The organism is Albidovulum sediminicola (assembly GCF_025751575.1).
GTDB lineage: Bacteria > Pseudomonadota > Alphaproteobacteria > Rhodobacterales > Rhodobacteraceae > Albidovulum > Albidovulum sediminicola.
Genome location: NZ_JAOWLA010000011.1, coordinates 56044 through 79760 on the forward strand (window position 1 = coordinate 56044; position 23717 = coordinate 79760).

Consider the following 23717-nt stretch of genomic DNA (forward strand, 5'->3'; position numbering starts at 1 on the left):
AAAAGCAACGCCAACCGGGAAATCTCCCGGTAGGCGTATGATTTTTATGGTGATTTCGAACTGTCTGCCGATGGCGCGCGCGGGCGGCAAAGGCGCGCGCAATGGACCCGCCTACATCGACGGGGCGGTGTTCAACCCGGCAGTTCTTATCGCCCTCATCAACATCTACCGCTTCTACTACAACTGGTTCGAGCCTAGGCAATACGTCGAACCCGGGGCGGCAGGTGATAGCACCGTCGAGGTGGAACAGGGCTTGTTAGCGATCAAGGTTCCCTGGTCGGACGAGACGATCCAAATCCCAAAGCGGCGTGCTGTCGCTCCCGTCCTTCGGGCACCAGCAATGAGGCGCGGCGTGGACCCGGTCCGGGACCCGAACAAGGTCGTCCTGGTTCAGCTCAACCACTCACAAAACAGCGGGCATTGCCGCCTGACTGCTGGTGAATGCCAGCCTTCCCGGCGCGCAGGAATGGAGAGACGGCAAGAAGCGATTTGCCGCTCGGCGTCGTCCCGAAGCGCCGCAAGTAGTAGTACCCCCATGACGATTTCGCTTCCGAGGCCCACCGCCTATCCTGGTTTTCTGCGGAGTACCCCTTGAATGAACCCGTTCCTTTGGCTGTGGAACGAGCATAAGCTGCAATCAGGCTTGGGTCGGATTGCGCGGCGGCCAGAAAACCAACCGCCGTGTGCAGCGATTTTTCGCCGGAGCTATAGGAATAGAGATCTATGTCGGCATCAGTGGCGAGCTCTGCGATCGCAACGAGGTTGGCGAGTGCAAGATTGGTATAGTGAAGCGAGCTGCCTCCGCGCGCGGTGTCGCCGGGAAGGGAACCGTCCTTCCGCATGCTTCTAACAGCAGTCTTGTAGATACGAACGCCTTTCGATAGATGAGCCTGCTTGCCAGTGACCACGCCATATGCGGCGCTGAGGGCGCCAAACTGGTATTTCTTGTTGTCTGTCTTCCACTTCGCAATCTGCGGTGTGCGACCAAGCCGATCCACGATGGAGCCGGCCCAATCCTCGAAACGTTGACGCTCCGCGGGCGAAAATGCATCGCGGTTCTGACCGTAGGCGATCAGGGCCGGGAACAAGGTTTCCATCGTATGGTAGATCGTGCTTGGTGGGCGATCGTAACCTTGCGACCAATTCGAAGGCCAGGACATCGCGTTCTCCATCGCAGCAGCCATCAATTGATCGTGGAGCTGACGGCGCGTCTGGGAAGAACGTCGGGCATTCGAGCCGAGACGCATGATGTGATCGGCCCAAGCCTTCATCGCCGAAGTGACTGGGTCTGGCGTGTTGGCGGTATAAGCGTCAGGAACGTTCACGACGGTGGGTAGCGCCGCTGACCTTCCCGTGCTGATTGCGCAGGTCTTACCGGACCCGCCGGATAGAAGGGGAGAAGCCTGAGCTGGCATCGCGGAGGCCAACAAGGAAAAGACAATCGCATTGAATAACCGCATCGGGTTTCTCCTGCCCAAACAAGAGATGCGTTGTCATGATGCCCCGGGGGCGCAGAACCTGTCAAACTCGCGATAACAGATCGGTATGTACTTCCGACGCAATCTGGCCAACTTCCCGAAGAAGATCCAACAATCCAGAACTCGACGGAACATGTGGATTAGGGCTGGCGAGAGTTTTCGTCAGCCCTAATCCATGTCCCAAATTCCGGAGTGCGTCAGGAAACCCAGAGCGGGCTTTCTTATTTGCCCTTCCGCGAAGCCCCGGTCGCGGCGCCCGCCGCTCCTAGTGAAGCGCGCGGCTGCGGAGGTTGCGGAACGCGTCCCTGATGGCCGCAGGCGGCGTCAGATGGGCGTCGGACAGCGCGGCGTCAAGCGCCCCCTCCACGTCGCGCACAAGGGCCATCACCGTTTCATCCGAGGCTGGCGCGTCGATCGCGAATTCGGCTGCGTCGAATTCAGCCGCAACCATACTGCGGGCGGGCGTCGCTTCCAGCATGTCCAGGAGCTTTGGCTCGTCGAGCCCCTGCGCCTCCGCCCAGTCGAGCGCAAGCCGCGTCATCGCCGAGGAGGACGCCGAGAGGAAATCGCGCAGCACCTTGGCGGAGGTTCCCGCCCCCAGGCCACCCATCCGGCCGACCGTCGTCCCCAGCGCGTGCAGGATCGGCGTGATCGCCTCCACCGCCTCGACGGTTCCGCCGACGAGGAAGGTCATGCGGCCCTCCGCCGCCTGCCGGGCGCTGCCCACCGCAGGCGCATCGACAAGCGCGATGCGCTTGGCAACGCGGTGCCGCAAGGCGCGCACATAGCGCGGCGTCAATGTTCCGCAGATGATGATGGTTTCAAGGCTTGGCGCGCGGGTTGCCAGCGCGCTCGCCTCAAAGAGCAGGTCCTCCGTCTCCGCGATATCGGCGGCCATGACGATCAGCGTGCCGAGGCCATGAAGGAACTCGGTCTCTGCGCTACCGGGGTCCTCGGCCGCGCTGGACGGCAGGAAGCCGCGCGCGTCGAACCCCGCCTCGCGCAGGCGGCGCAGCGCGGGAACCGACAGACGGCTGAAGCCCGCAATTCCAAGGAAGCCTGTCAATGTACGATCCTTTCGTCACGAACGAACATGTTGGCCCAGGCGCGGTCGATCAGTTCCGGGGACATCTGGTAGGGGATGCCCTCGAAGTTGCAGATCGCGATGATCTGGTCGATCAGGAAGACCGGCTGGTAGTTGGCGTAGATGTTGTCGATCTTGGGGTATTTGTCCTTCAGCAGGTGGATCAGAGAGGCCTCGTCCAGCGGCACCTTCTTCTTCTTCGCCACCATCGCGAAGATCTTGAGGTACATTTCCTGGTCCGGCCCATCGATCTTGATCTTGAAGAAGATCCGGCGCAGCGCCGCCTTGTCGAAGATCTCGTTCGGATGGAAGTTGGTCGAGAAAACCACCAGCGTGTCGAAGGGAACCTCGAACTTTTCGCCGGACTGGAGCGCGAGGATATCGCGGTGTTCTTCCAGCGGCACGATCCAGCGGTTGACGATCTTCTGCGGCGGTTCCTGCTGACGTCCAAGGTCGTCGATGATGAAGACGCCGCCGGTGGCCTTCATCTGCAACGACGCGGTGTAGGTCCGCGCCGTCGGGTTGTAGGTCAGGTCCAGCATGTCGAGCGACAGTTCGCCGCCCGTGATCACCGTCGGGCGGTCGCAAAGGACGTAGCGGCTGTCAAAACGGTTCGTGGTCCGGCGCAGCGCCGTGGGGTCGTCCTGCTGCTCTTCAGCGGCGGAATGGACGATCGGGTCGTAGACCGTGATCACCTGGCCCGCGTATTCGACGGCGCGTGGCACATAGATCTTGTCGCCCAGGGCATCGCGGATACCGTTGGCGATCGAGGATTTGCCGTTGCCCGGCGGGCCGTACATCAGGATGGAGCGGCCGGCGCTGACAGCGGGGCCGAGGTGGTCGAGAAGCTCGTTCGGAAGGATCAGGTGACCCATCGCGCCGATCAGTTGCTGGCGCGTCATCTGGATGTTGCGGATCGACTGCTTCTTGATCTGCTCCCGGTAAAGGTCCAGCGGGACGGGCATGGCGCCATAGTATTCCGACTGCGCCAAGGCATCGAGCGCGCGCGCCTTCCCCGCATCGGTCAGCTGGAATCCCATCTCGTTGCCGGAGTTGGCGTGAAGCGTGCCCGTCGCCTCCAGAAGCCTCTGGCCACGGGCGAGGTCGATCAGTTCCTGGACGATCGGCACCGGGATGCACATCGCCCGCGCCAGTTCACTCGCCCGGTCAAGGTTCATGCGGAACATCGTCTTGAGGAAGATGTCGCGCATCATCACCGTGTTGAGACCCACTTCCGCCATCGAGCGCGGAGAGGCCGGTGCAACCACGTTGGACACCAGCATGTTCATCGGCAATTCCCCCTACCGACTATTCCGAAGCGGACAATCCCGCGGGATTGGCCAGATTATTCAGCCGGAATCCCGATCAGGATTCCCTTGCGCATCCTGCGAAGCTAATGTGGCTAAAAAATGGAAATCGAGGCGGGATTCAGGGACATGAACAAAGCGCAATTGTGGCGGCTTTCGGGATTTTCGGCTCTTTTTGTGGGTATTGTCGCCGCCCTCACCCTCGCGAAAGGGGGTGTTTACCTCGGTATGCACGAGGGGGACGCCATTCACCTGGCGGACATCGTTCTGCGCACGGCAAGGGGCGAATGGCCGCATATCGATTTCATGACGCCGCTGGGTGTGCTCTCCATCGCGCCGATCGCGGCCTTTATCCCGCTTGGCTTCGGCGTCGGGCACGCGATCTTGCTGGCGCAGATCCTGGTCGCGGTTCTTGTCGCCCCCTTTGCCATCCGCGCCGCCGCGACACGGCTGCGGGGAGGGCTTGTCTATGCCTTCGTGGGCTACGTCCTGATCCTCTGCCTGGCGCTCGTGCATGGCGGGGACACCTCCACCGCGTCGATCTCGATGCACTACAACCGCTGGGCCTGGGCGGTCAGCTACGTCATTCTGCTGCAAGTCCTGATCGCACCCCGTGACCCGCTCCACCAAGGGGTCGAGGGCCTGTCGCTGGGCCTGGGCCTCGCGGCGCTCGCCCTGATCAAGGTCACCTATTTCGTGGCCTTCGCGCCGGTGATCGCCGTCGCGTTGATCGCACGGCGCTGGTGGCGCGCGATGCTGGTCGCCATCGTCACCGGGCTTGCGGTCGCGCTGATCCTGACACTTCTGGCGGGGCCAGCGTTCTGGCTGGCCTACCTGTCGGACCTGATCACCGTCGCCACCTCGTCGGTCCGAGAGGAGCCGGGCGACAAGTTCACCGAGGTTCTCGGCGGAACCGGCTATCTGGCGGTCAACATGGCGCTGGTCGGGGTGGTGATCCTGGTGCGCAAGGCTGGCCACATGACCGAGGGGATGCTGCTTTTGCTGCTCTATGTCCCCTTCGCCTATGTCGTCTACCAGAACTACGGAAACGATCCGCAATGGATCGTCCTGACGTTGATCTGCCTCTTCACGCTCTGGCCGCAGGGCGGAGACCAAAGGTTTTTCGGCCTCAAGCTCGCGCAATGGGCGCTTGTCGTCGCCGGCGTGCTCGGCGGGTCGGGCTATGCCTCGGTCCACAACCTCGTGATGAGCCCCGTTCGCCACCTGACCCTGCCCGCCAAGGGCATGCGCCCGCTGCTGGGACTTGAATCGCAGCACGACCTTCTCGCCAACCGCAACCGCATGGTGGCGCTGCGGGCAAACGTCCCCATCGACGGCCCGGAGTGGGAGGTCGCGTCCCTGGCCGCCGATGCGGAGGAGGCCAAGAGCGAGGCGGAAAAAAAGACCATCCTGCCCGGCGGGGAGGTTCTTGCGGACTGTTCGCTCCAGGGCGGGTTCACGACCTGGCTCGCCGCGGCGGCAAGCGACCTGGAGCGCAACGGCTATGCCGGCAAGGCCGTGGTTGCGGCCGACCTTTACGGCGCCTTCTGGCTTTACGGCGATCTTGCGCCGGTTCGCGGCGCGGCACCCTGGTACTACGGAAAGGTCTCAGGACTGGCCCAGGCCGACTACCTTCTGGTGCCGCTCTGCCCCGTTTCCGGAACGGCCCGTCACGCCTTCCTCGATGACATGGAGAAGCAGGGGTGGACGGCGACGGAAGTTCTCCGCACGCCGCTTTACATCCTCATGGAGACCACGGCGATGGTCAACGCGGGGAACGCCAAGGACGCCAAGTAGATCATCAGCACGGCGGCCAGCGCGACACCCATCGGGAACTCCTTGCGCGACCAGGAGGCCCAGTCGGGCGCAAGCGCGCGGACTGCGCGGATTCGGCGCACCAGCCGGTGCGCGACGAAGGCCGCCAGAAGGCAGGCCGCGAGCAGAAAGAGCGCGACCGAACTGTGCGCCGGCGCAAAGAACGGCGCGGCGGCGGCGGCAAACTTCACATCACCCTCGCCGACGCGGGCCACGACATGCAGGACGACCCCCACGGCCAGGACCACCGCGAGGTTGACCCAACGCCAGAGCCAGACATCGATCGGCAGCACGATGAAGCCCGCGACCGCAAAGACCAGCACCGTCGCCGCCACCGCGCGGTTCGGAATGCGCATCGTGCGCAGGTCCGACAGCATGACCCAAAGCGCGATGGGCAGCATCAGCACGAAAAAGACGAGGTGCACTTGCTGTGAGTTCAGTTCAAGCATTTCCGCCCCTCGTCAGTGGTTGAGTGCTTCGAGCGCACGGACCGCTTCCTCGAAGTGTTGGGGATGCGTCTCGATCGCTTCCTCAAGAAGCCCGCGGCCGATCACGACATCGCCCTGCTTGATGGCCGAAAGCGCGATCGTGTAGAGCAGCTGCGCGCGCTCCACCTGGGTCATCGGAATGATCGGCAGATCGTATTTGCGCTGCGCCGCGCGGGCCAGGACGAGGTTGTTCTTGGCCACGAACATGTTGCGATCGTGGGTCAGGGCCTGGCCGAACAGCTTTTCCGCGCCGGGATAGTCGCCGCGCGTCAGTTTCGAATAGCCCCAGTTGTTCAGCACACCGGCTGGGCGCGTGGTCATGCCCGCCGCGGTGTCATAGTAACTGTCGGCCTTGTCCCAGCGCTTGTTGGCGTCGGCGATCATCGCCTCAAGCCGGTAGCGGTCGAAGGTCTCGTAGGTCGGCGGCACGGCGTTCAACTCCGTCTCCGCCCGCTTCCACTCGTTGGAGCGGATCAACGCATCGGCCAGAAGCACGCGGTCCTCGCTCGTCCCGCTGCCGCCCTGGATGATGTCATTGAGCACCTTCGTCGCCTCGACCGCACGGTTGGCGCGGACCAGCGACTTCGCGAGGCCGCGCTTGAGATCCACCCGATCGGGCTTTTCACGCACCGCCCGCTGGAAGTAGGCAACCGCCTCCTCCGGGTCGGCCGAGGTCAGCATCACGTCGTTGAGATTGCTCTCATCGATGACGTTGATGCTTTCCAACGCCTTCTTGACGTCTTGGTCTTTGTTCTTGTCGCAGGCGGACAGCGCAAGCGCGCCCGCGAGAATGGCGATAAAATGAACCGATTGGCGCATTTGCTGCGTCCCTTGCTGCTCTGGCCTCACTTCACCGTCAGCAGAAGGTAGACACCGCCCCCACGCCGCACCAGTGAAAATTCTTCTTCATTATCCTCGGGAGCATAGTCGGGATTGTCTCGCATGGCGAGGGCACGGCGCAGATTTTCGCGTATGGCGTCCGTTCGGCCACTGTCGAGCGCGAAGGCAGTCTGGAAGGTCTGTGCGGCCTCTGCGACCTCGCCCTTTTCCATCAGCACGACGCCCAGGTTGTTCCAGGCCGGAACGAAGCTGTCGTCGAGATCGATCGCATCGCGCAGCGTGCTTTCCGCCTGGCCCAGGCGCCCCAGGTGAAGGTTCGCCGAACCGATCGCGGAATAGACATCGACAGTGGCCCCGTGCTGCGAGGCGGCACGGTAATAGGCCTTGAGCGCCAGTTCGTATTCGCCTGCGGCCATCAGGCGGTGGCCGACGATCAGACCGTCGATATCCTCGGCCGAGGCGTCGATCGAAGGCGCGAAAGGGGAATCCTTGCTTCGAAAGCCATCGCCGCCCATCTGGCAGGCGGCGAGCAGCAAGACTGAGGCGGCAAGGGCCGGTAGGTGGCGCGGCATGAACCTAGATTTTGAAGTTCGCGAACGCCTCTACCATAGCGTATACGGAGGGGCCGACAATGACGATCAGCAGCGGCGGCACCGTAAACATCATCGTGCCCAGCGTGATCTTCGTCGGCAGCTTGTTCGCGGCTTCCTCGGCGCGCATGACACGCTTGTCGCGCATTTCCGAGGCATAGACCCGCAGCGCCTCGGCGATCGAGGTGCCGAAGGTCTGCGACTGGATCATCACGGTCACGAAGGAGGACACATCCGGCACCCCCGCGCGATCCGCAAAGGCGCGCAGTACCGAGGTCTTTTCCTTGCCGGCCTTCACCTCGGCGGAGACGGTCGAAAGCTCCTCCGCCAGCGCGGGGTAGCCGATGGCGATCTCGCGCGAGACCCGCAAGATCCCCTGGTCGAGCGATTGCCCGGCCTCGACGCAGACCAGCAGCATGTCAAGCGCGTCGGGGAACCCGTCCTGGATTTCCTGCTGTCGCATCTGCAGACGCCGTTCGATCCAGTAGCGCGGCAGGAAATAGCCGGCAATGCCGGGGCCCACACCGAACAGCGCAAGCTCGGTCGTGTTGATCTCCCCGGTCGTTGACTTGTAAAGCACGTAGGCCGCGCCCAGCAGCAGGAAGGTCACGCCCAGAACGAACTGGATGGCGTGGAAGGTTCGCACCGCGTGCTTGCCGCGATACCCTGCCCGCATCAGCTTGAGGCGCGCAGAGGTCATTTCCTCCTCGGTTTGCGGTTCCAGGAAGGCCGCGAACTTGTCGAGCTTCTCGCCGCGCCCACCCATCCGCAGGGGCTTGGCCTGCGACTTGCCCGTCGCCCCGCCATTGGCGGCACGCTGGGCATCGCGCAGCTTGCTCAGCGGGTCCACGCGCCGCTTGAGCAGCGTGGGCAGCGTGACGAGGATCAACAGGAAGCCGAAGAAGCCCACGGCGGCCAGCGGCCCAAGCGGGCCGAGTTTTTCGATCAGAAGTGCGTTGATCGTGTCGATCAGTTCCATGGTTCCAGCCTCAGACCTTGATGTTCGTCATGATGCGCATGAATATGAGGTTCATCGCCAGCATGAAGGCCACGACCAGCGCCGCGTAGATGAAGTACGGGCTGTCCTTGACCTTGTCGAAATAGTTCGGCTTCACCACCTGGATCGCGACCAGGGCGAACAGCGGGAAGCCGGACAGGAAATTGCCCGACCATTTCGCCTCGGCGGTGATCGCCTTGACGCGGCGGAAAAGCCGGAAGCGCGCACGAACGACCTTGGCAAGCCCGTCGAGGATCTCTGCCAGGTTACCGCCGGACTGCTGCTGGATCGTGACCGCCACGGCAAGGAAGCGCAGGTCCTGCATGTCCATGCGTTCCGCCAGATCCTTGAGCGATTCCGAAACATCGCGGCCGTAGGCGCTTTCGTCGGCGATCATGCCGAATTCGCTTCCCAAGGGATCGGCCACTTCCTTGGCAACGATCTGGATCGCCGAGGAGAAAGGATGGCCGACCCGCAGGCTGCGCACCATCAGCTCGATCGCCTCGGGAAGCTGCTCCTCGATCTTGGAGAGCCGCTTCTTCGCCTTGCCGCTCACCCAGATATAGACCGCGCCCACGCCCATGGTGATGGCGAGCGCGATCTGCACGGGCGTCGATGCCTCGGTCCCGATTTTGAGGCCCATGAACGCGACGACGGACAGAACGCCCATGACCGCGACCAGCGCCTTGGGCGAAAACGCGATATTGGCCTTCTGCGCTTTCGAGGCGAGGATCGAATAAAGCGGGATGCCCTTCGACTTCAGGTGCTGGCTGGCCTCCTTGCGGAGCTGCTCCAGCACCTGTTCGCGTTGGCCGCCCTTTTCCAGCAGCGCCAGGCGCCGGTTCACCTTGTTGTTGAGCGAGATCGACTTGCCGAAGAAGACGAGATAGAGGCCCTCGACCAGCAGCAGCACCGCCAGGAAGATCAGGCCATAGATGATCGGGGTCGCACTGAGGATCATGGCTGTTACTCCGCTGCGATGGGATCGTAGATCGAGGCCGGCAGGTCATAGCCCCACTGACGGAACCGGTCGGAGAAGTGCGAGCGCACGCCCGTCGCGGTGAAGCGGCCGATGATCTTGCCCTCGGGCGCGATGCCCAGGCGCTCGTAGCGGAAGATCTCCTGCATCGAGATGACGTCGCCCTCCATCCCGGTGATCTCGGTGATCGAGACCATCCGGCGCGAACCGTCCTGAAGGCGCGATACCTGCACGATCAGGTTCACGGCGCTTGCGATCTGGCTGCGGATCGCCTTGATCGGCATTTCGATACCGGCCATGGCGACCATGTTTTCCAACCGGCTGATGCCGTCGCGCGCCGAGTTCGCGTGGATCGTGGTCATCGACCCGTCGTGGCCGGTGTTCATGGCCTGAAGCATGTCGATCACTTCCTCGCCGCGCGTTTCACCGACGATGATGCGGTCGGGACGCATCCGCAGCGCGTTGCGCAAGCAGTCGCGCTGGGTGACCGCGCCCTTGCCCTCGACGTTCGGCGGGCGGCTTTCCATGCGCCCCACATGCGCCTGCTGAAGCTGAAGTTCCGCCGTATCCTCGATCGTCAGGATGCGTTCGTGGTTGTCGATGAAGGATGAGAGCGCGTTCAGCGTGGTCGTCTTACCCGAACCCGTCCCGCCCGACACGATCACGTTCAGGCGCGTGGCGACGGCGGCCTGAAGATAGGCGGCCATTTCCTCGGTAAAGGCGCCGAACTTCACCAGGTCGTCGATCGCGAGCTTGTCCTTCTTGAACTTCCGGATCGAGACGAGCGAGCCATCGACCGCGATCGGCGGCACCATGCAGTTGAAGCGCGACCCGTCCGCCAGACGGGCGTCGCAATAGGGGTTCGATTCATCGACGCGACGGCCGACGGCCGACACGATCTTGTCGATGATCCGCAAAAGGTGGCGTTCGTCCTTGAACGTGATGTCGGTCAGTTCCAGCTTGCCCGAGCGTTCGATGAAGATCTGCTGGGGGCCGTTGACGAGGATGTCGTTGACCGAGTCGTCCTTGAGCAGCGGCTCCAGCGGGCCAAGGCCCATGACCTCGTCATAAAGTTCCTGATGGAGCCCGGCGCGCTCGTCCTTGTTCAGGACGACGCTCAGTTCTTCCAGCGCCTCGGCGGAGATCGACGCGATCTCCTGCTTGAGATCGTTTTCCGACGCGTGTTCCAGCGCCGAAAGGTTCAGGTTGTCGAGCAGCCGCTTGTGAAGCTCGACCTTCAGTTCGGCCATGCGCTCCTTGCGCTTGCGTTCCTTGTCATTCACGCCCGGGTGGGCGGGAACAAGGTGTCCGGCGGCGGGCCGGCGCATGCTTTGCGATGCCGGTGCGGCCGGCGCCTCTGCCGCGGCTTTCGGCTGGGCGGCCTCAGGCTGCGGCTTGGTGGCGGGTGCGGATTTCTTGTAGCGCGAGAACATTCAGACCCCCGGTTTTCAGGAAGAAGCCGTTTCGGCCCTCTGCTGGGTGTTGACGAGAGATGCGGCGAGCTTCGCGATCTCCTTGCGGAGAGGACTCTTGCCTGCGCTCTCGGCCAGAGGCAGGCCCTGGTCGTTGGCCTGCGTGATCATCTTCCCCCCATCCGGAAGGTGGATCTCGATCGCGATGTCCAGGCTTTCGGCAAGCCGCTTGGCCCGCCCCTTTCCGGTCAGGTCGGTGAAGCCGGGCGCACGGTTCAGGATGTAACGGAACTTCTCGAACGGGAGATCTTCGGCCTTCAGCGCGCGGATCAGGCGCAGCGTGTTCTGCGCCGAGCGCATGTCAAGCTCCATGACCCCGAAATAGACCTTCGCCTGTTGGAGAACCGCCTCGGTCCACTGCACGACGGTCTTGGGCATGTCGATGATCACGAAGTCGAAGTGCGACCGCGCCATGTCGAGGATGCGGTTGATGTCATCCGACTGGACGATGTCCAGGGGCAGCATGTCGGCCGGCGCGGTCAAGACATGCATGCGGTCGTTGAAGCTCAGCATGCTCTGCATGAAGATGTCGCGATCAAGCTTCGCGGTGTCCGAGAGCATCTCGTAGACCGCCTCGCGCCGCGGCAGGTCCAGGTAGGTCGAGACCGACCCGAACTGGAAGTCGAGATCCAGAAGGCAGACTTTTGGCGGGTTCTTCTTGTTGGAGACTGCAAGCTCCCAGGCCAGGTTGACCGCGAAGGTCGTGGCCCCCACGCCCCCCGCAAGGCCGTGAACCGGAAGAATCATCCCGTCGCGGTCGCCCTTCGCGCGCACCGCGGGCGAGGGTTCGTGGGCCTCGGGCACCACTGGCGCCTTGCGGATACGGTCAATCGCTTCGTGCAGCGCGTTCTCCGGCAGCGGGTAGGGCACGAAATCGTCCGCCCCATGCTTGAGAAGCTGGTGCAGCGCGATGGGCCCGACCTCTTCGGCGATGAGGATGACGCGGATGCCCTTGGCCTTTGCCGCCGCAATGACGTCGCCCACGCGCGCCATGCTCTGTTCGTCCTGACCGTCGACCGCGATCGCGATGAACTGAAGCGCATCGGCGTCGGGCTGCCCCAGAAAGACGATCGCATCCTCGAAGCCCAGATCGCCCCAGCTGTCACCCAGCTCCGTCTCCATGTCCTCGATCAGCAGATCGAAGGCACTGACGTCGCGCGACACCGTGCAGGCGACGATCGGCGCAGGGTCCGATTGCAAAGCCGCAGCGTTGCTCATGGTCCTACATCCCCTTTCATCCGGTCGGCGCTCGCTGGCCGATCAGTTCGGTTTCATTGCAGCCGCAGGTTTTTCCAGCCAGCCCGGCGCGACTCTTCGCGCGTGTTCCCGACTTCGGAAAATCAGTGAGAAAGTTGGCAAGAATGGGGCCGAATTATCGAAATAGTGCGAAGCTTGGCGACGATGAAAGAAAACGGCGGCCTTTGTTGCCAAAGACCGCCGCTCTGAGAAAAAGATCTTGGCGCGAATCAGCCGCCACCGCTCCCGGCTGCCGCATCGGCTTGCTGATGCGGCGGGACCGCGCTGTTGACGTATTCGCGGAAGATCACCTGCGCGTACTTGCCGTTCAGCAGAAGCGGGTTCGTGGCGACGAAGCCCGAGACTTCCGTGACCGTCCGGCGGTTCCGGCGCTCCTCGGTCTGGACAAAGACCAGGGGCTGCGTTTCGCCGTAGGAGACGACCGCCTCCAACCGCGAGCGGGAAATGCCCTGGCCGATCAGGAAGTTGACCACCGCCTGCGCACGGCGCATGCCGAGCGACTTGTTGTAGGCGTTGGAACCGACAAGATCGGTGTGCCCATAGACCCGGAAACGGATCTCGGGGAACTGCCTGATCCAGCTTGCCTGCTGAACCAGCGCCGACCGTGCGGCCTCGTCCAGGACCGCGCTGTCGAAGGCGAAGTTCACCGTGTTCGGAACATCCGCGGCGAACTTGCGCGTCATGTTGACCAACTGGCTGATCGAACCCGACTGAAGCGCCGCGTTGTTGCGGGTCGCATTGCCGAAATCGGAGGTTTCAACCTCGCTGCCGGCCTCACCATAGAAGGCACGCATGGCGTTGGTTTCACGGGAGCAGGCAGAGATGGCCAGCAGACCCGCGGATAGCAGAAGGAGTTTCACATTGCCGCGCATCTTCTTACTCCATCACATAGCCGTAGGCGCCGGAGAAGTCCTGACGCGCGACCTCGGCCGCACCGCCGGTCACCTTCGTTCCGTTCGCAGCCGTCTGTCCCAGCAGGAACAGTTGCGCTTCTGACGGCGGCTTGACCCGATCGGTCGGCAGGGCAAGCGCCTCGCCGCGGATCGGCGACACCAGATGCGCGGTGACGATCACCACAAGTTCGGTCTGGGCGCGCTGGTATTCCGCGCTGCGGAAGAGGGCGCCGAGGATCGGGATGTCACCCAGCCAGGGAACCTGCGCGTTGTTATCGCGGAAGTCGTCCTGCAACAGGCCGGCGATCGCGAAGCTGTCGCCATCATGCATCTCGACGGTCGTCTCCGCCTCGCGGCGACGGAACGCGAGCGCACCGCTCGCGGCCTCGATATCCGAATCGATGCCCGACACCGCGGTATTCAGCGCCAGGTTGATAACATCGCCATCGACCACACGCGGGGTGAAGGCCAGTTCGACGCCGAAAGGTTTGTACTGGATCGTGGTGCTGGTGCCGCTTTCATCCGTCTCACGCACGGGGATCGGATATTCGCCACCGGCGAGGAACTTAGCCTCCTGACCGGAGAGCGCCGTCAGGTTCGGCTCCGCCAGTGTCCGGATCAGACCCTTGCCCTCCAGCGCCTCCAGGGTCGCCGCCATCTGGACGCTTCCCGCAGAGAAGCGAACGCCGATCGCGCCGAACTGGTCGGTCGTGGGGGCGGTGCCGCCGCTGATGAGCGCGCCGACCGCCTGAATGTTGTTCGCGGCGCCTGTCACGTCGGTGCCGAGGAATCCAAACGACCCGCTCAGGGTCTTGCTGACCGAACGCTGCATTTCGGCGAAGCGGACGTGCAGCATGACCTGCTGCGTCCCGCCGACCATCATCAGGTTCGACACGCGCCCCGGCGCATAACGGTCTGCAAGGTCAAGCGCCCGGTCGAGCTTGGCGATCGAGGAAACGACGCCCGACAGAACGATGCCGTCATTGGCGGTCCGGACTTCGATCTTCTCGTTCGGAAGGATTTGCTGAAGCCGTTCCTTGAACTCCGCCACATCAAGCGAAACCTGCACATCGACGTTGGCGATGAGCTGACCGTCAGGCCCCAGAAGGGTCATCGTGGTCCGCCCCGGCGCCTTGCCGAGCACGTAGATCGTCCGATCCGACAGCGTCGAAATATCGGCAATCCCAGGGTTCGCGATCGACAGTTCCGCAAAGGGCTGATCCGCCTCGACGACGACCGCCCGGTTCATCGGAACCGTCAGTGGTGCTGCTGTTGTGCCTTCGAGAACCTTGAGGGTTTCCGAAAAAGCGACGGGCGCAACCGTGACGGCGAGCGAAACGCCCACCACCCCTGCCCGTATGAATGTCTTGACGCCCATGTTTATTGTGCCTCTCGATCGCGTCTGTTTTTTGAGTGGGTCTTCTGCCCTTTGCCGGAAGAATGCGTGAACTCGCTATTTTTTGCAATAATCAACGATTTGGGTTGTTTTTCTTATGTGGGCATGGGGCAACACTGCGACACTGCTTGTGCAAAGTCAATTCGCGGCCACTACATTGAGTGGCCGCGAATTGGTCGGCTCACACGCCGTCAGTTCGTGCAAGGAATGACGGTCTCTACGATCTCGCCGCCCTTGTTGGTGCGGATCGTGCAGACCTTTTCTTCCTGGATGACAACGACTTCCTGTTTCTTGATGCCAAGAAGCGTGTCGCGGTTGATCTCGACCCCCGCATCCGCGGTCTCGGCGGACACGCCCCCGCCGCCGACGAGCGACAGGCTCAACTTCCCGGTCTGCTGCGCCAGGGCCAGGGATGCGACACGCTGCCGCGTCCCCTCGATCGTCACGGTGCGGGCGATCACGGTTTCCTCGCTGCGGTCGGCATCGGCGCTTTGGTTGATCGCGATCAGGCGGACATTGCTGTCGATCAGCTTGGTGGTCTCGCTGTCCCCGACCTGCCCGGTCCAGTAGACATCGACGAAGTTGCCCGGGCGCAGGAAGCCCGCGACGCCGCTCGACACGTCGACGTTGATCGCGAAGGCGCTCATGCCATGCGAAAGGCTCGACATGATACCGGCGTCGATGCCCGGATCGGTGATCTTCGCGGCCAAGAGCGGCTCGAAGGGCTCATAGCTGCGCAGCGCGGCGCGCGGGCGCGTCTCGATATCGGTGAAAACGGGATTCTTCTCGGACGCCTCGGCCAGCGGGCTGGAGATGACCGAGAAGACGCCTTCGGGCACCTTGTCCGCTTCCCATTTGACGGTCTGAAGATCGTCGCGCGTAAAGCGTTCGCCGTAGTCGAGATGGCGCGCGACCACGACTACATCGACAAGCCTCGTGGCGCGCGCCTGAATATCCAGGAGGTAATCCCGCTCGCGCTGGTTCTTCTCGATCACCCCTTGGGCCATGTGGACCGCGAAGCCCGCCAGCCCGAGCCCGGCGATCAAGACCAGGCCGAATATCAACCGCATGGTAGTCCCTTTCCTCGCATTGCGCCGCGTCGGGGCCGTCTGCCGGGCGCATCCGACGCTTTCCCGCAATATCCCGATCAAATCGGGCAAAATCGTGGTAAAGCAGCGCCCAACCGATGGAATTTTTCCAGTTTGGAAACGGCGAACGCCCTGAAAAAAGCAAAACCCGGAAGGCGGGGCCATCCGGGCGATGCATGCTTTCGGCAGGTGCTTATTTCAGCGTGATTGCCGACAGGTAGTTGTCGATCTCGTCCGAGGCTTTCAACGTCCCCTTGGTATAGAGCGACAGCGCCCAGACACCCAAAATCACGACAAGTGACGTGAGAACGACCCAATCCACCGTCACGGCGCCAGCTTCGGACGCGGTGAATGTCTTAGCCTTCTTGAGCATATGCATTTCCATATTCTCCGATCCGCAGGCGCGCGGCGCCCCTCTCTTCGCGGCGCCGCTTCCCTCCACATCAGCCGTCAGAACCATGGCATTTCTTTGACGGAGGTGCAAAAAACCGCGGCGATTTCGCGAAATCTTTTCAGCAGGCTGTTTCAGATTAAAACAAAAAGAAACCGCGCCCGGACGGGGCGCGGCCTGAGTTCTTCGCGTGTCGGCGTGATCACTTGATGGTGATGCTCGACAGGTATTGGTCGATCTTGCTCGCGGCGTTGCCGACGCCGCTGGTGACGAAGTTCAGGGCGAGGATGCCGAGGATCACGACGGCGGCGGTCAGAACGACCCAGTCCACGGTCACGGCGCCATCTTCAGACTGCCAGAATTTCTTCGCAAACTTAAACAGTTTCATGTGCTCTCTCCAGGTTTCGCTCTCTTGACCAGCCGCTGCGTGTTGCCGGGTGGCTCTGCCTGAAGCCCGATCGCGTTGCGGTGTGAACGCATATCGCCCTTCAACCATGGCAAGATTTGGGCGCATACGGTACATTTTCGGGCTCAACAGGTCTTTCGAGACCCCCAATCCCCACAAAACACCCGAATCTGTTTCCAAAACCGTCACGTCGGCACTGCGAATCTGGCGCGATTCCCTATTCAAAACAGTTGTTGCCAAAAGAGCGAGTTGGCGCGTCTTTTGTGCCAATGTCGCGCCCCGGTCTGGCGAAAAACCTCGCTTTCTGAAAGAGTACCGGGGAAAAGCGATCGAGGCGAACCGAAGCAGATGAGAGCAAATTTCCTTTATGCTCTAACACTTGCGCTTGCCTGCGCAGGCGCGCACGCCCAGGCGCAGGATGCCGAGGGTGCCGCCGCCGGTTATGAGCAGTTTACCTTCAAGCGTATCTCCGCGTCGGCCAAGACGACGGGAAAACGAATCACGATCCAGATCGACCCCTCTGAACAGGCGCGTCGGCTCGCCGGGGTGCTTCCTCCGCCGGAAAATCCGATCCCGCGCGGCGGTGTGGCGCCCGGGCTTGTCCCCGTGCCCCCGGGCGCGGGCGGCGGCGGGAGCTATGGCTGGTACTGGGATCTCGTTTCCCCGGCAATCGCCGAGTCGCCTGGCCGATTCTCTCAGGCTTTGCTAGCACTTACACAGGGCCCGGATGGGGCGCATGTGGGCGCCCCAAGGCTTCAGAGCCTCCAGGATATCGCCCTTCTCCACGGCCGCGAGATCATGCGGGCGACGGTCGGCACACGCGTCTCTCCCGCCTTCGCGCTCGCGGTCATCTCGGTCGAGAGCGCGGGGCGCAGCGATGCCGTCTCCCATGCGGGCGCTGCGGGCCTGATGCAGCTGATCCCCGCCACGGCGGAGCGATTCGGCGTCGCCGACCGCATGGACCCGGCCGACAACATCAAGGGTGGTGTCGCCTACCTGAACTGGCTGATGGGCGAATTCGGGGGCGACCCGCTTCTTGTTCTGGCCGCCTATAACGCGGGCGAGAACGCCGTACGCGGCGCCGGGGGCGTCCCCCCTTATGCCGAGACGCGCAACTATGTCCCGAAGGTTCTCGCCGCCTGGCTGGTCGCGCGCGGGCTTTGCGTCACCCCGCCGGATCTCGTGTCCGACGGCTGCGTGTTCGCCGTCAACGGATGAGGACGCGATGACGATCGACAAGCCGCTGGTGCTGGACGTGGACGGCACGTTTCTGCGCACCGACATGCTTTACGAGACGTTCTGGGCGGGCCTCGGCACCGCGCCGGTGCAGACCATCCTTCTGTCCCTGCGCCACCTGCGCAATCCTGCCGCGCTGAAGGCGGAGCTGGCGCGAATCGCCCCCCTGCGCACCGATCTTCTGCCGGTGAACCCGGAAGTGGCCGAACTGGCGCTGCAAAGCCGCCTGGCGGGGCGGGAGGTGGTGCTGGCCTCCGCCAGCGACGTCACGCAGGTCGCGCGCCTGGCGGCCGACTACGGCCTATCGGAGCACGTCTTCGCCTCTGACGGGGTGACGAACCTCAAGGGTGACGCCAAGGCGCAGGCCCTGGTGGAGGCGTATGGCGAAGGCGGGTTCGACTATGCCGGAAACAGCGCCGTCGACATGCCGATCTGGGAGCGGGCGGAAAACGCGCTTGTCGTCGGCCATGTCCCCTCTGCCCGCGCGCTGGCCGCAAATGGGCGCAATGTCGTCGAACTGGCGGGCGGCTGGTCGGCCCGCGCGCTGTTCAAGGCGATGCGGCCCCACCAATGGGTCAAGAACGTGCTGCTGCTGTTGCCGATGCTCGCCTCTCATCGCTTCGACCTGGCCGCGCTGGTGCCGATCCTGTGGGGCATGGTGGCCTTCTCGCTCGCGGCCTCGACAATCTACATCTGCAACGACCTTCTGGACCTGGAGGCCGATCGCCTGCATCCGACCAAGTGCCGTCGGCCCTTCGCCAGCGGGGCAGTGCCCATTGCCGCGGGCATGGCCGCGATTGGGGTTCTCGGCGTGGCCGCGCTGCTGATCGCCTTCAGCCTCTCCTCCGGGTTCCTGCTGGTCACGCTGCTCTACATGCTTCTGTCGCTCGCTTATTCGCTGAAGCTCAAGCAGATGCGCTGGGTCGATATCACGGTGCTTGCGGCGCTTTACACGATCCGCGTCGTCGCCGGCGCCTCGGCCGCGGTGGTCGAGGTCTCGATCTACATGCTGATCTTCATCTTCCCGATCTTCCTGATGCTGGGCTGCGTGAAGCGGATCACGGAGCTTTCACGCGCGACGGGTGACGAACGCCTGCCGGGGCGCGGCTACGGGCGTGCCGACCTGCCCGACCTGCGCAACGTCGCGGGCATCGGCATCGCGGGCGCGCTGGTGATCTTCCTGCTCTATTCGGTGTCAATCCAGGGGCTCGCGCTTTACCCGACGACCTGGCTCTTGTGGGTTGCCATGATCCCGATGACGGTCTGGATGGTGCGCATGGTCAGCCTGGCCTGGAACGGGCGCCAGGACTACGACCCGATCGTCTTCGCGCTCCGCGACCCGCTTGGCCTTGGACTGCTGATGCTGATCCTGAGCCTGATGTTCTGGGCGGCGGGCCTTTGGCAGCAGTGGTTCGGCTAGATCCCCACCCGCCGATCAGATCTTCATCTTCTTGAAGATCGGCTCCGGGATGTGGCGGATGATCAACATGATCAGGGCCCAGAAGACCGGCGTGTAGATCACGTTACGGCGCTTGCGCACCGCCTTCAGGATATCTGCGGCGACCTTTTCCGGCGCGGCGACCAGGAACATGCCGGGCAGGCCCCAGGTCATCGCGGTATCGACGAAACCGGGCTTGACCGTCACCACATGCCCGCCCGCGCGTGTCAGCCGGTTGCGAAGGCCCGACAGGTAGGTGTGGAAGCCTGCCTTGGCTGCGCCGTAGACGTAGTTGCCTAGCCGCCCGCGGTCCCCCGCGACCGAACCGACGCCGACGACCGTGCCCTGGCCGCGCTCCTCGATCACCGAGGCGAGCATTTGCAGGAACCGGGCGGGCCCAGTGAAGCTGTCGGTCACGGTGCCGTCGATCAGCGACGGATCGGCGTCGATCTCGGCCTGTGCGGGCATGGAGCCGACGAAGACGGCGGCGTTGATCTCCCCCTCCTCGGCCAGGGCGCGCTCCACGATCGCGGCGAAGCCCGACGGGTCGCGTGCGTCGAAGGGCACCGCCTCGGCCAGACGCGCGCCCCTCAGCGTGCAGTCGGCGGCCAGCGCCGCGAGGTCGTCGCTGTCCCGTCCGGCCAGAAGCAGCGCGGCCCCCTCAGTCGCGACCTGCCGCGCAAAGGCCCGCGCCATCGCGGAGGTGGCGCCAAGTACGATCCAGGTCCGGTTCATGCCGCCCCCCTGAGGTTGAGCCGACGGACGATATCGGTGACAAGCGCGCCCTGCGGGTCGGCTTCGGCCGCCGCCGCGCGCCAGTCGTTCAGTTCGGGATACATCTCCGCAATGTCCTCTGCCCGCGCGAGGCTGTCCTTGGCGAAATAGACCCGCCCACCCGCATCCTTCGTCCGCCCAATCAGCCGCGCGACCAGCGCGCGCGCCTCTTCGCGGTTAGCGAAATCGACGGCGAGGGTGTAGCCCTCCATCGGGAAGGACAGATGCCCCGCCCGCCCCTGCCCCATGCGCTTGAGCACAGCGAGCGGTGAGGCCAGGCCCGACCCCGCGATCGCTTCGAGCATGCCGCGCAGTTCGCCCACGGCGGCCAGCGGCACGACACATTGGAACTGGTGGAAACCGCCCTTGCCGTAAAGCCGGTTCCAGTCGTGGATCTTGTCGAGCGGGAAGAAGAAGTCACCGATGGGCTTCACCACGGTCCGCCCGTTTTCCGGCACGCGCCGCCAGTAAAGCTGGTTGAAGGCGCGCACGACCGGCGCCGACAGCGCGAAGCGTGGCGCATCGAAGGGCACCTTGCGGAACTTCGCGCGTCCGGGCACGAGGCCCGAGCCGGTTTCCCCCTCCTCCAGGATGCCACGGCCCAGCGCAGAGCCGGTCGCGGTCGCGTCGATCCAGCCCACGGTATAGCTCGCCTGGGAGGCGTCGAGCATGGCGACATGTTCGTCCCAGCCCTCGATCCGCCGCTCGGTCACGATCATCACGTCACCCTTGGCGGGCATCAGGCGCAGTTTGGCCGACAGGATCACCCCGGTCTGCCCAAGCCCCCCCGCCGTCGCCCGGAAAAGCTCGGGCGTTCCTTCGGGCGTGACCTCGACCTCGCCCGCCGCGGTGCGCAGGCGGATCGAGGTCACATGCTGACAGAAACTGCCCGCGTGATGGTGGTTCTTGCCGTGGACATCCTGTGCGATGCAGCCGCCGATCGTGGCGAAGCCAGTACCAGGCATCACCGGCGGCAACCAGCCGCGCGGCGCGAAGATCGCCGCCAGATGGCCGATCTGAACGCCGGCCTCCGCCTCAAGCTCCCCCGTGACGGGGTCGAAGCCGATCAGCCGGTCAAGCCGCGTCATCTCGATGGCACGGCCGCCGCTGTTCAGCGCCGCATCGCCATAGCTGCGGCGCATCCCCATGGCCGGGACAAGGCCATCGGCCAGGATCGCCTCCAGCGCGCGGCGCCGTTCGGGGCGGGCGACATCGCAGCGCGCCGTCAATGCGCGGCCCCATCCGGCAAAGTCAGCGGTTTTCCAGAGCATCGCGCCCCCTTGTCGATAGTTTCTCGGCCAGCGGAAAGGCCGCAATGCCGATTGCCAGCGCGAACCAGAGCGTCGTGACCCGGATCACCGCCGTCGCGGGCACCGAGACCTCCATCGGCACGCCTTCGAGCGTGAGCAGCGCGATCATCGCGGCCTCCGCGCCCCCGACACCGCCTGGTGTGCCCGTCAACCCGCCGGCCAGCGTGGCGAAGACGAAGATGCCGACGGCCTTCCACAGCCCGATCTCGCTGCCCATCCAGCCCAGCAGAAGGTGAAATGCATAGCCTTCGGCGAACCAGCCCGCGCAACCAAGCCCCAGTGCGGCCAGAAGCACCCTCGGCTGGCCGAAGCGGTGCAATGAGCGCGCGGCAATCCGGGCCCGCGCGAAGAGCCGCGGCAACCGGCCCGTGAGCCGGTAGCCGAAGGTGACCATTGCGGCGATCAGCCGGGGCCGGGTGGCGATATAGGCCACGCAAAGCGCCAGCCCCGCGACCAGGATGCCGCCGCCCATGCCGCCTGCGGTCAAGGAAACCGCCAGCGCCAGGATCAGCGCCATCACGGCAAGGTCCGATGCCCGGTCGACCAGGGCCAGCGGCGCCGTGCGCTCGACGCTCCACCCCGTCTCGCGCCGCAGCCAGCGCATCCGCACCAATTCGCCCACCCGCCCCGGCGTCACGCTCATCGCGAAACCACCAAGGTAGTGACGCAGCGACTGCGCGGGAGAGACGACAAGGCCAAGCCTGCGCGCGAAGACGTGCCAGCGCAGGGCCCGCATCATGTAGTTCGCGAGCGAGAGACCCAGCAGGAGGACGATCTGCGCCAGCGAAAGCCGCAGGAATTGCGCGACCGTCTCCTCCCACCCGGTGGCGGCGGCAAGCCCCACCAGCCCTGCCAGAAACAGCAGCAGAAGGGCGCCGATGATGACAAAATCGGCCCGCCGGCGCCGGTTCGGCGCCGCCGGAAGCTTCGTCAGGGTCGGATCGCTGCTCATCATTGCCGCCGATCTAGCTACGGATTGGGGCATTATTGTGATGTTGTTTCGAAAAACGTCACAGTCAATTGAAAAGGCCGCGCCCTTCGGCACGGCCACTGTTGCTTAGCCGACGATGGTCGCCTCGGTCGCCGCGCGCAGCTCTTCCTCGGTCACGCCGGGGGCAAGTTCAACGATGTGCAAGCCCTTGTGCCCCACGTCGAGCACGCCGAGGTTGGTGATGATCCGGTCGACCACGCCCTTGCCGGTCAGCGGCAGCGTGCAGTCCCGCAGCACCTTCGATTCGCCATGCTTGGAGGTGTGATCCATGACCACGACGACCCGGCCCACGCCGGCCACCAGATCCATCGCCCCGCCCATGCCCTTGACGAGCTTGCCCGGGATCATCCAGTTCGCAAGGTCGCCGTTTTCAGCCACTTCCATCGCGCCCAGGATCGCCATCGCGATCTTGCCGCCGCGGATCATCGCGAAGCTGGTGGCGCTGTCGAAATAGGCGGTCTGCGGCAATTCGGTGATCGTCTGCTTGCCCGCGTTGATCAGGTCGGGGTCTTCCTCGCCCTCATACGGGAAGGGCCCCATTCCCAGCATCCCGTTTTCCGATTGCAGCGTCACATGCACACCCTCGGGGATGTAGTTCGCGACCAGCGTCGGGATCCCGATGCCGAGGTTCACATACATCCCGTCGCGCAGTTCCTGCGCCGCGCGGGCCGCCATCTGGTTGCGGTCCCAGCCCTTCACGTCCCCGGCCATTACGCGTTCTCCCGCTTGCGCACGGTGCGCTGTTCGATCCGTTTCTCGTGCGTCCCCGCGATGATCCGGTGGACATAGATCCCCGGCAGGTGGATCGTGTCGGGATCGAGGCTGCCCAGCGGCACCACTTCCTCGACCTCGACCACGCAGGTCCGCCCGCAGGTCGCCGCCGGCACGTTGAAGTTGCGCGCGGTCTTGCGGAACACCAGGTTGCCCGAGGGGTCAGCCTTCCACGCCTTCACGATCGACAGGTCCGCCACGATCCCGCGTTCGAGGATATAGGTCTTGCCGTCGAAATCGTGATGTTCCTTGCCCTCGGCGATGACGGTGCCGACGCCGGTCGCGGTGTAGAAGCCCGGAATGCCCGCGCCGCCGGCCCGCATCCGTTCGGCCAGCGTGCCTTGCGGGTTGAATTCCAGCTCAAGCTCGCCGCTGAGGTATTGGCGCATGAATTCCGCGTTTTCGCCGACGTAGGAAGAGATCATCTTCTTGACCTGGCGCGTCTCCAGAAGGACGCCAAGCCCGAACCCGTCCACGCCCGCGTTGTTCGACGCGACCGTCAGGCCCTTGGTCCCGGCGTCGCGGATCGCCGCGATCAGAAGCTCCGGAATGCCGCACAGGCCGAAGCCCCCGGCCGCGATCAGCATGCCGTCGAACAGAAGCCCCTCTAGGGCCTCGCTCGCGGAGCCGTATACCTTGTTCATGGATCTCTCCCCGAAAATTCCACGCCGATTAGTGGCGTGGCGGGGCGGCGGTGTCAATCGCTGCGGCGCAGC

At 64.0% G+C, this 23717-nt stretch carries 23 protein-coding genes; 3 read left to right on the forward strand and 20 right to left on the reverse strand.

The annotated features are described in order from the left end of the window. Positions 1-395: 395 nt before the first annotated feature. The 3 genes from OE647_RS12575 to OE647_RS12585 form a co-directional block, all read right to left on the reverse strand. Positions 396-1460 carry an alginate lyase family protein gene (locus tag OE647_RS12575; protein WP_263722087.1) on the reverse strand — a complete coding sequence of 355 codons (1065 nt, stop codon included), beginning with the start codon at positions 1458-1460 and terminating at the stop codon, positions 396-398. A 283-nt stretch (positions 1461-1743) separates the two neighbouring features. After that, positions 1744-2544, reverse strand: a complete 801-nt coding sequence (locus OE647_RS12580) for an NAD(P)-binding domain-containing protein (protein WP_263722088.1) — start codon at positions 2542-2544, stop codon at positions 1744-1746. Then, positions 2541-3851, reverse strand: coding sequence for an ATPase (locus OE647_RS12585; RefSeq protein ID WP_263722089.1), 1311 nt, complete (start codon positions 3849-3851; stop codon positions 2541-2543). Before OE647_RS12585 ends, OE647_RS12580 begins: the two co-directional genes overlap by 4 nt. Positions 3852-3998: 147 nt before the next feature. Here OE647_RS12585 and OE647_RS12590 point away from each other — a divergent pair, with 147 nt between their 5' ends. Next, positions 3999-5666, forward strand: coding sequence for a hypothetical protein (locus tag OE647_RS12590; RefSeq protein ID WP_263722090.1), 1668 nt, complete (start codon positions 3999-4001; stop codon positions 5664-5666). Here the strand turns inward: OE647_RS12590 and OE647_RS12595 are convergent. From OE647_RS12595 to OE647_RS12650, 12 genes are all read right to left on the reverse strand, one after another. Next, the gene (locus OE647_RS12595) at positions 5606-6133 is read right to left on the reverse strand and encodes a prepilin peptidase (protein WP_263722091.1); all 528 of its coding nucleotides are present in this window, start codon (positions 6131-6133) and stop codon (positions 5606-5608) included. The genes OE647_RS12590 and OE647_RS12595 overlap by 61 nt on opposite strands. Positions 6134-6145: 12 nt before the next feature. Further along, a complete protein-coding gene (locus OE647_RS12600) occupies positions 6146-6991 on the reverse strand; it encodes a tetratricopeptide repeat protein (protein WP_263722092.1) in 846 nt (281 codons plus the stop codon). Positions 6992-7017: 26 nt separating this feature from the next. Continuing rightward, on the reverse strand, positions 7018-7584 hold the full coding sequence (locus OE647_RS12605) for a tetratricopeptide repeat protein (protein WP_263722093.1): 567 nt from the start codon (positions 7582-7584) through the stop codon (positions 7018-7020). A gap of 4 nt (positions 7585-7588) precedes the next feature. After that, the gene (locus OE647_RS12610; RefSeq protein ID WP_263722094.1) at positions 7589-8581 is read right to left on the reverse strand and encodes a type II secretion system F family protein; all 993 of its coding nucleotides are present in this window, start codon (positions 8579-8581) and stop codon (positions 7589-7591) included. 10 nt (positions 8582-8591) lie between these two features. Then, a complete protein-coding gene (locus tag OE647_RS12615) occupies positions 8592-9560 on the reverse strand; it encodes a type II secretion system F family protein (RefSeq protein ID WP_263722095.1) in 969 nt (322 codons plus the stop codon). 5 nt (positions 9561-9565) lie between these two features. After that, positions 9566-11011, reverse strand: a complete 1446-nt coding sequence (locus OE647_RS12620) for a CpaF family protein (RefSeq protein WP_263722096.1) — start codon at positions 11009-11011, stop codon at positions 9566-9568. 15 nt (positions 11012-11026) lie between these two features. Next, entirely contained in the window at positions 11027-12268 is a 1242-nt protein-coding gene (locus OE647_RS12625; RefSeq protein WP_263722097.1) for an AAA family ATPase, read from the reverse strand. Between the two features lie 248 nt (positions 12269-12516). Beyond that, positions 12517-13179 (reverse strand): OmpA family protein, encoded by a 663-nt coding sequence (locus OE647_RS12630; protein ID WP_263722098.1) that lies wholly within the window; start codon positions 13177-13179, stop codon positions 12517-12519. Between the two features lie 4 nt (positions 13180-13183). Then, positions 13184-14578: a type II and III secretion system protein family protein gene (locus OE647_RS12635; RefSeq protein ID WP_263722099.1), complete on the reverse strand. Its 1395-nt coding sequence runs from the start codon at positions 14576-14578 to the stop codon at positions 13184-13186. A gap of 209 nt (positions 14579-14787) precedes the next feature. After that, entirely contained in the window at positions 14788-15666 is an 879-nt protein-coding gene (gene cpaB, locus OE647_RS12640) for a Flp pilus assembly protein CpaB (RefSeq protein ID WP_263722100.1), read from the reverse strand. Between the two features lie 211 nt (positions 15667-15877). Next, positions 15878-16144 carry a hypothetical protein gene (locus tag OE647_RS12645; protein ID WP_263722101.1) on the reverse strand — a complete coding sequence of 89 codons (267 nt, stop codon included), beginning with the start codon at positions 16142-16144 and terminating at the stop codon, positions 15878-15880. A 133-nt stretch (positions 16145-16277) separates the two neighbouring features. Next, positions 16278-16463, reverse strand: a complete 186-nt coding sequence (locus OE647_RS12650; RefSeq protein WP_263722102.1) for a Flp family type IVb pilin — start codon at positions 16461-16463, stop codon at positions 16278-16280. A 366-nt stretch (positions 16464-16829) separates the two neighbouring features. On the opposite strand from OE647_RS12650, the gene OE647_RS12655 reads away from it, so the two are divergent. Then, positions 16830-17699 carry a lytic transglycosylase domain-containing protein gene (locus OE647_RS12655; RefSeq protein WP_263722103.1) on the forward strand — a complete coding sequence of 290 codons (870 nt, stop codon included), beginning with the start codon at positions 16830-16832 and terminating at the stop codon, positions 17697-17699. A gap of 7 nt (positions 17700-17706) precedes the next feature. Further along, positions 17707-19137, forward strand: a complete 1431-nt coding sequence (locus OE647_RS12660; protein ID WP_263722104.1) for a UbiA family prenyltransferase — start codon at positions 17707-17709, stop codon at positions 19135-19137. 15 nt (positions 19138-19152) lie between these two features. Here OE647_RS12660 and OE647_RS12665 read toward each other — a convergent pair whose 3' ends face one another. The 5 genes from OE647_RS12665 to OE647_RS12685 form a co-directional block, all read right to left on the reverse strand. Further along, entirely contained in the window at positions 19153-19890 is a 738-nt protein-coding gene (locus OE647_RS12665) for an SDR family oxidoreductase (RefSeq protein ID WP_263722105.1), read from the reverse strand. Next, on the reverse strand, positions 19887-21200 hold the full coding sequence (locus OE647_RS12670; RefSeq protein ID WP_263722106.1) for an FAD-binding oxidoreductase: 1314 nt from the start codon (positions 21198-21200) through the stop codon (positions 19887-19889). The genes OE647_RS12665 and OE647_RS12670 overlap by 4 nt, the downstream gene beginning before the upstream one ends. Next, positions 21181-22191, reverse strand: a complete 1011-nt coding sequence (locus tag OE647_RS12675) for a lysylphosphatidylglycerol synthase transmembrane domain-containing protein (protein ID WP_263722107.1) — start codon at positions 22189-22191, stop codon at positions 21181-21183. Before OE647_RS12675 ends, OE647_RS12670 begins: the two co-directional genes overlap by 20 nt. Positions 22192-22296: 105 nt before the next feature. After that, entirely contained in the window at positions 22297-22941 is a 645-nt protein-coding gene (locus tag OE647_RS12680) for a CoA transferase subunit B (RefSeq protein WP_263722108.1), read from the reverse strand. Then, entirely contained in the window at positions 22941-23645 is a 705-nt protein-coding gene (locus OE647_RS12685; RefSeq protein WP_263722109.1) for a CoA transferase subunit A, read from the reverse strand. The genes OE647_RS12680 and OE647_RS12685 overlap by 1 nt, the downstream gene beginning before the upstream one ends. Positions 23646-23717: the final 72 nt, after the last annotated feature.

What these genes read in the sequence shown, in the direction of transcription:
- OE647_RS12610 (WP_263722094.1), bottom strand. Translation starts at nt 8,581, where the DNA reads ATGGAACTGATCGACACGATCAACGCACTTCTGATCGAAAAACTCGGC.
- OE647_RS12665 (WP_263722105.1), bottom strand. Translation starts at nt 19,890, where the DNA reads ATGAACCGGACCTGGATCGTACTTGGCGCCACCTCCGCGATGGCGCGG.
- OE647_RS12600 (WP_263722092.1), bottom strand. Translation starts at nt 6,991, where the DNA reads ATGCGCCAATCGGTTCATTTTATCGCCATTCTCGCGGGCGCGCTTGCG.
- OE647_RS12685 (WP_263722109.1), bottom strand. Translation starts at nt 23,645, where the DNA reads ATGAACAAGGTATACGGCTCCGCGAGCGAGGCCCTAGAGGGGCTTCTG.
- cpaB (WP_263722100.1), bottom strand. Translation starts at nt 15,666, where the DNA reads ATGCGGTTGATATTCGGCCTGGTCTTGATCGCCGGGCTCGGGCTGGCG.
- OE647_RS12595 (WP_263722091.1), bottom strand. Translation starts at nt 6,133, where the DNA reads ATGCTTGAACTGAACTCACAGCAAGTGCACCTCGTCTTTTTCGTGCTG.
- OE647_RS12625 (WP_263722097.1), bottom strand. Translation starts at nt 12,268, where the DNA reads ATGAGCAACGCTGCGGCTTTGCAATCGGACCCTGCGCCGATCGTCGCC.
- OE647_RS12655 (WP_263722103.1), top strand. Translation starts at nt 16,830, where the DNA reads ATGAGAGCAAATTTCCTTTATGCTCTAACACTTGCGCTTGCCTGCGCA.
- OE647_RS12620 (WP_263722096.1), bottom strand. Translation starts at nt 11,011, where the DNA reads ATGTTCTCGCGCTACAAGAAATCCGCACCCGCCACCAAGCCGCAGCCT.
- OE647_RS12670 (WP_263722106.1), bottom strand. Translation starts at nt 21,200, where the DNA reads ATGCTCTGGAAAACCGCTGACTTTGCCGGATGGGGCCGCGCATTGACG.
- OE647_RS12635 (WP_263722099.1), bottom strand. Translation starts at nt 14,578, where the DNA reads ATGGGCGTCAAGACATTCATACGGGCAGGGGTGGTGGGCGTTTCGCTC.
- OE647_RS12650 (WP_263722102.1), bottom strand. Translation starts at nt 16,463, where the DNA reads ATGAAACTGTTTAAGTTTGCGAAGAAATTCTGGCAGTCTGAAGATGGC.
- OE647_RS12575 (WP_263722087.1), bottom strand. Translation starts at nt 1,460, where the DNA reads ATGCGGTTATTCAATGCGATTGTCTTTTCCTTGTTGGCCTCCGCGATG.
- OE647_RS12675 (WP_263722107.1), bottom strand. Translation starts at nt 22,191, where the DNA reads ATGAGCAGCGATCCGACCCTGACGAAGCTTCCGGCGGCGCCGAACCGG.
- OE647_RS12660 (WP_263722104.1), top strand. Translation starts at nt 17,707, where the DNA reads ATGACGATCGACAAGCCGCTGGTGCTGGACGTGGACGGCACGTTTCTG.
- OE647_RS12680 (WP_263722108.1), bottom strand. Translation starts at nt 22,941, where the DNA reads ATGGCCGGGGACGTGAAGGGCTGGGACCGCAACCAGATGGCGGCCCGC.
- OE647_RS12645 (WP_263722101.1), bottom strand. Translation starts at nt 16,144, where the DNA reads ATGGTTCTGACGGCTGATGTGGAGGGAAGCGGCGCCGCGAAGAGAGGG.
- OE647_RS12590 (WP_263722090.1), top strand. Translation starts at nt 3,999, where the DNA reads ATGAACAAAGCGCAATTGTGGCGGCTTTCGGGATTTTCGGCTCTTTTT.
- OE647_RS12615 (WP_263722095.1), bottom strand. Translation starts at nt 9,560, where the DNA reads ATGATCCTCAGTGCGACCCCGATCATCTATGGCCTGATCTTCCTGGCG.
- OE647_RS12585 (WP_263722089.1), bottom strand. Translation starts at nt 3,851, where the DNA reads ATGAACATGCTGGTGTCCAACGTGGTTGCACCGGCCTCTCCGCGCTCG.
- OE647_RS12605 (WP_263722093.1), bottom strand. Translation starts at nt 7,584, where the DNA reads ATGCCGCGCCACCTACCGGCCCTTGCCGCCTCAGTCTTGCTGCTCGCC.
- OE647_RS12630 (WP_263722098.1), bottom strand. Translation starts at nt 13,179, where the DNA reads ATGCGCGGCAATGTGAAACTCCTTCTGCTATCCGCGGGTCTGCTGGCC.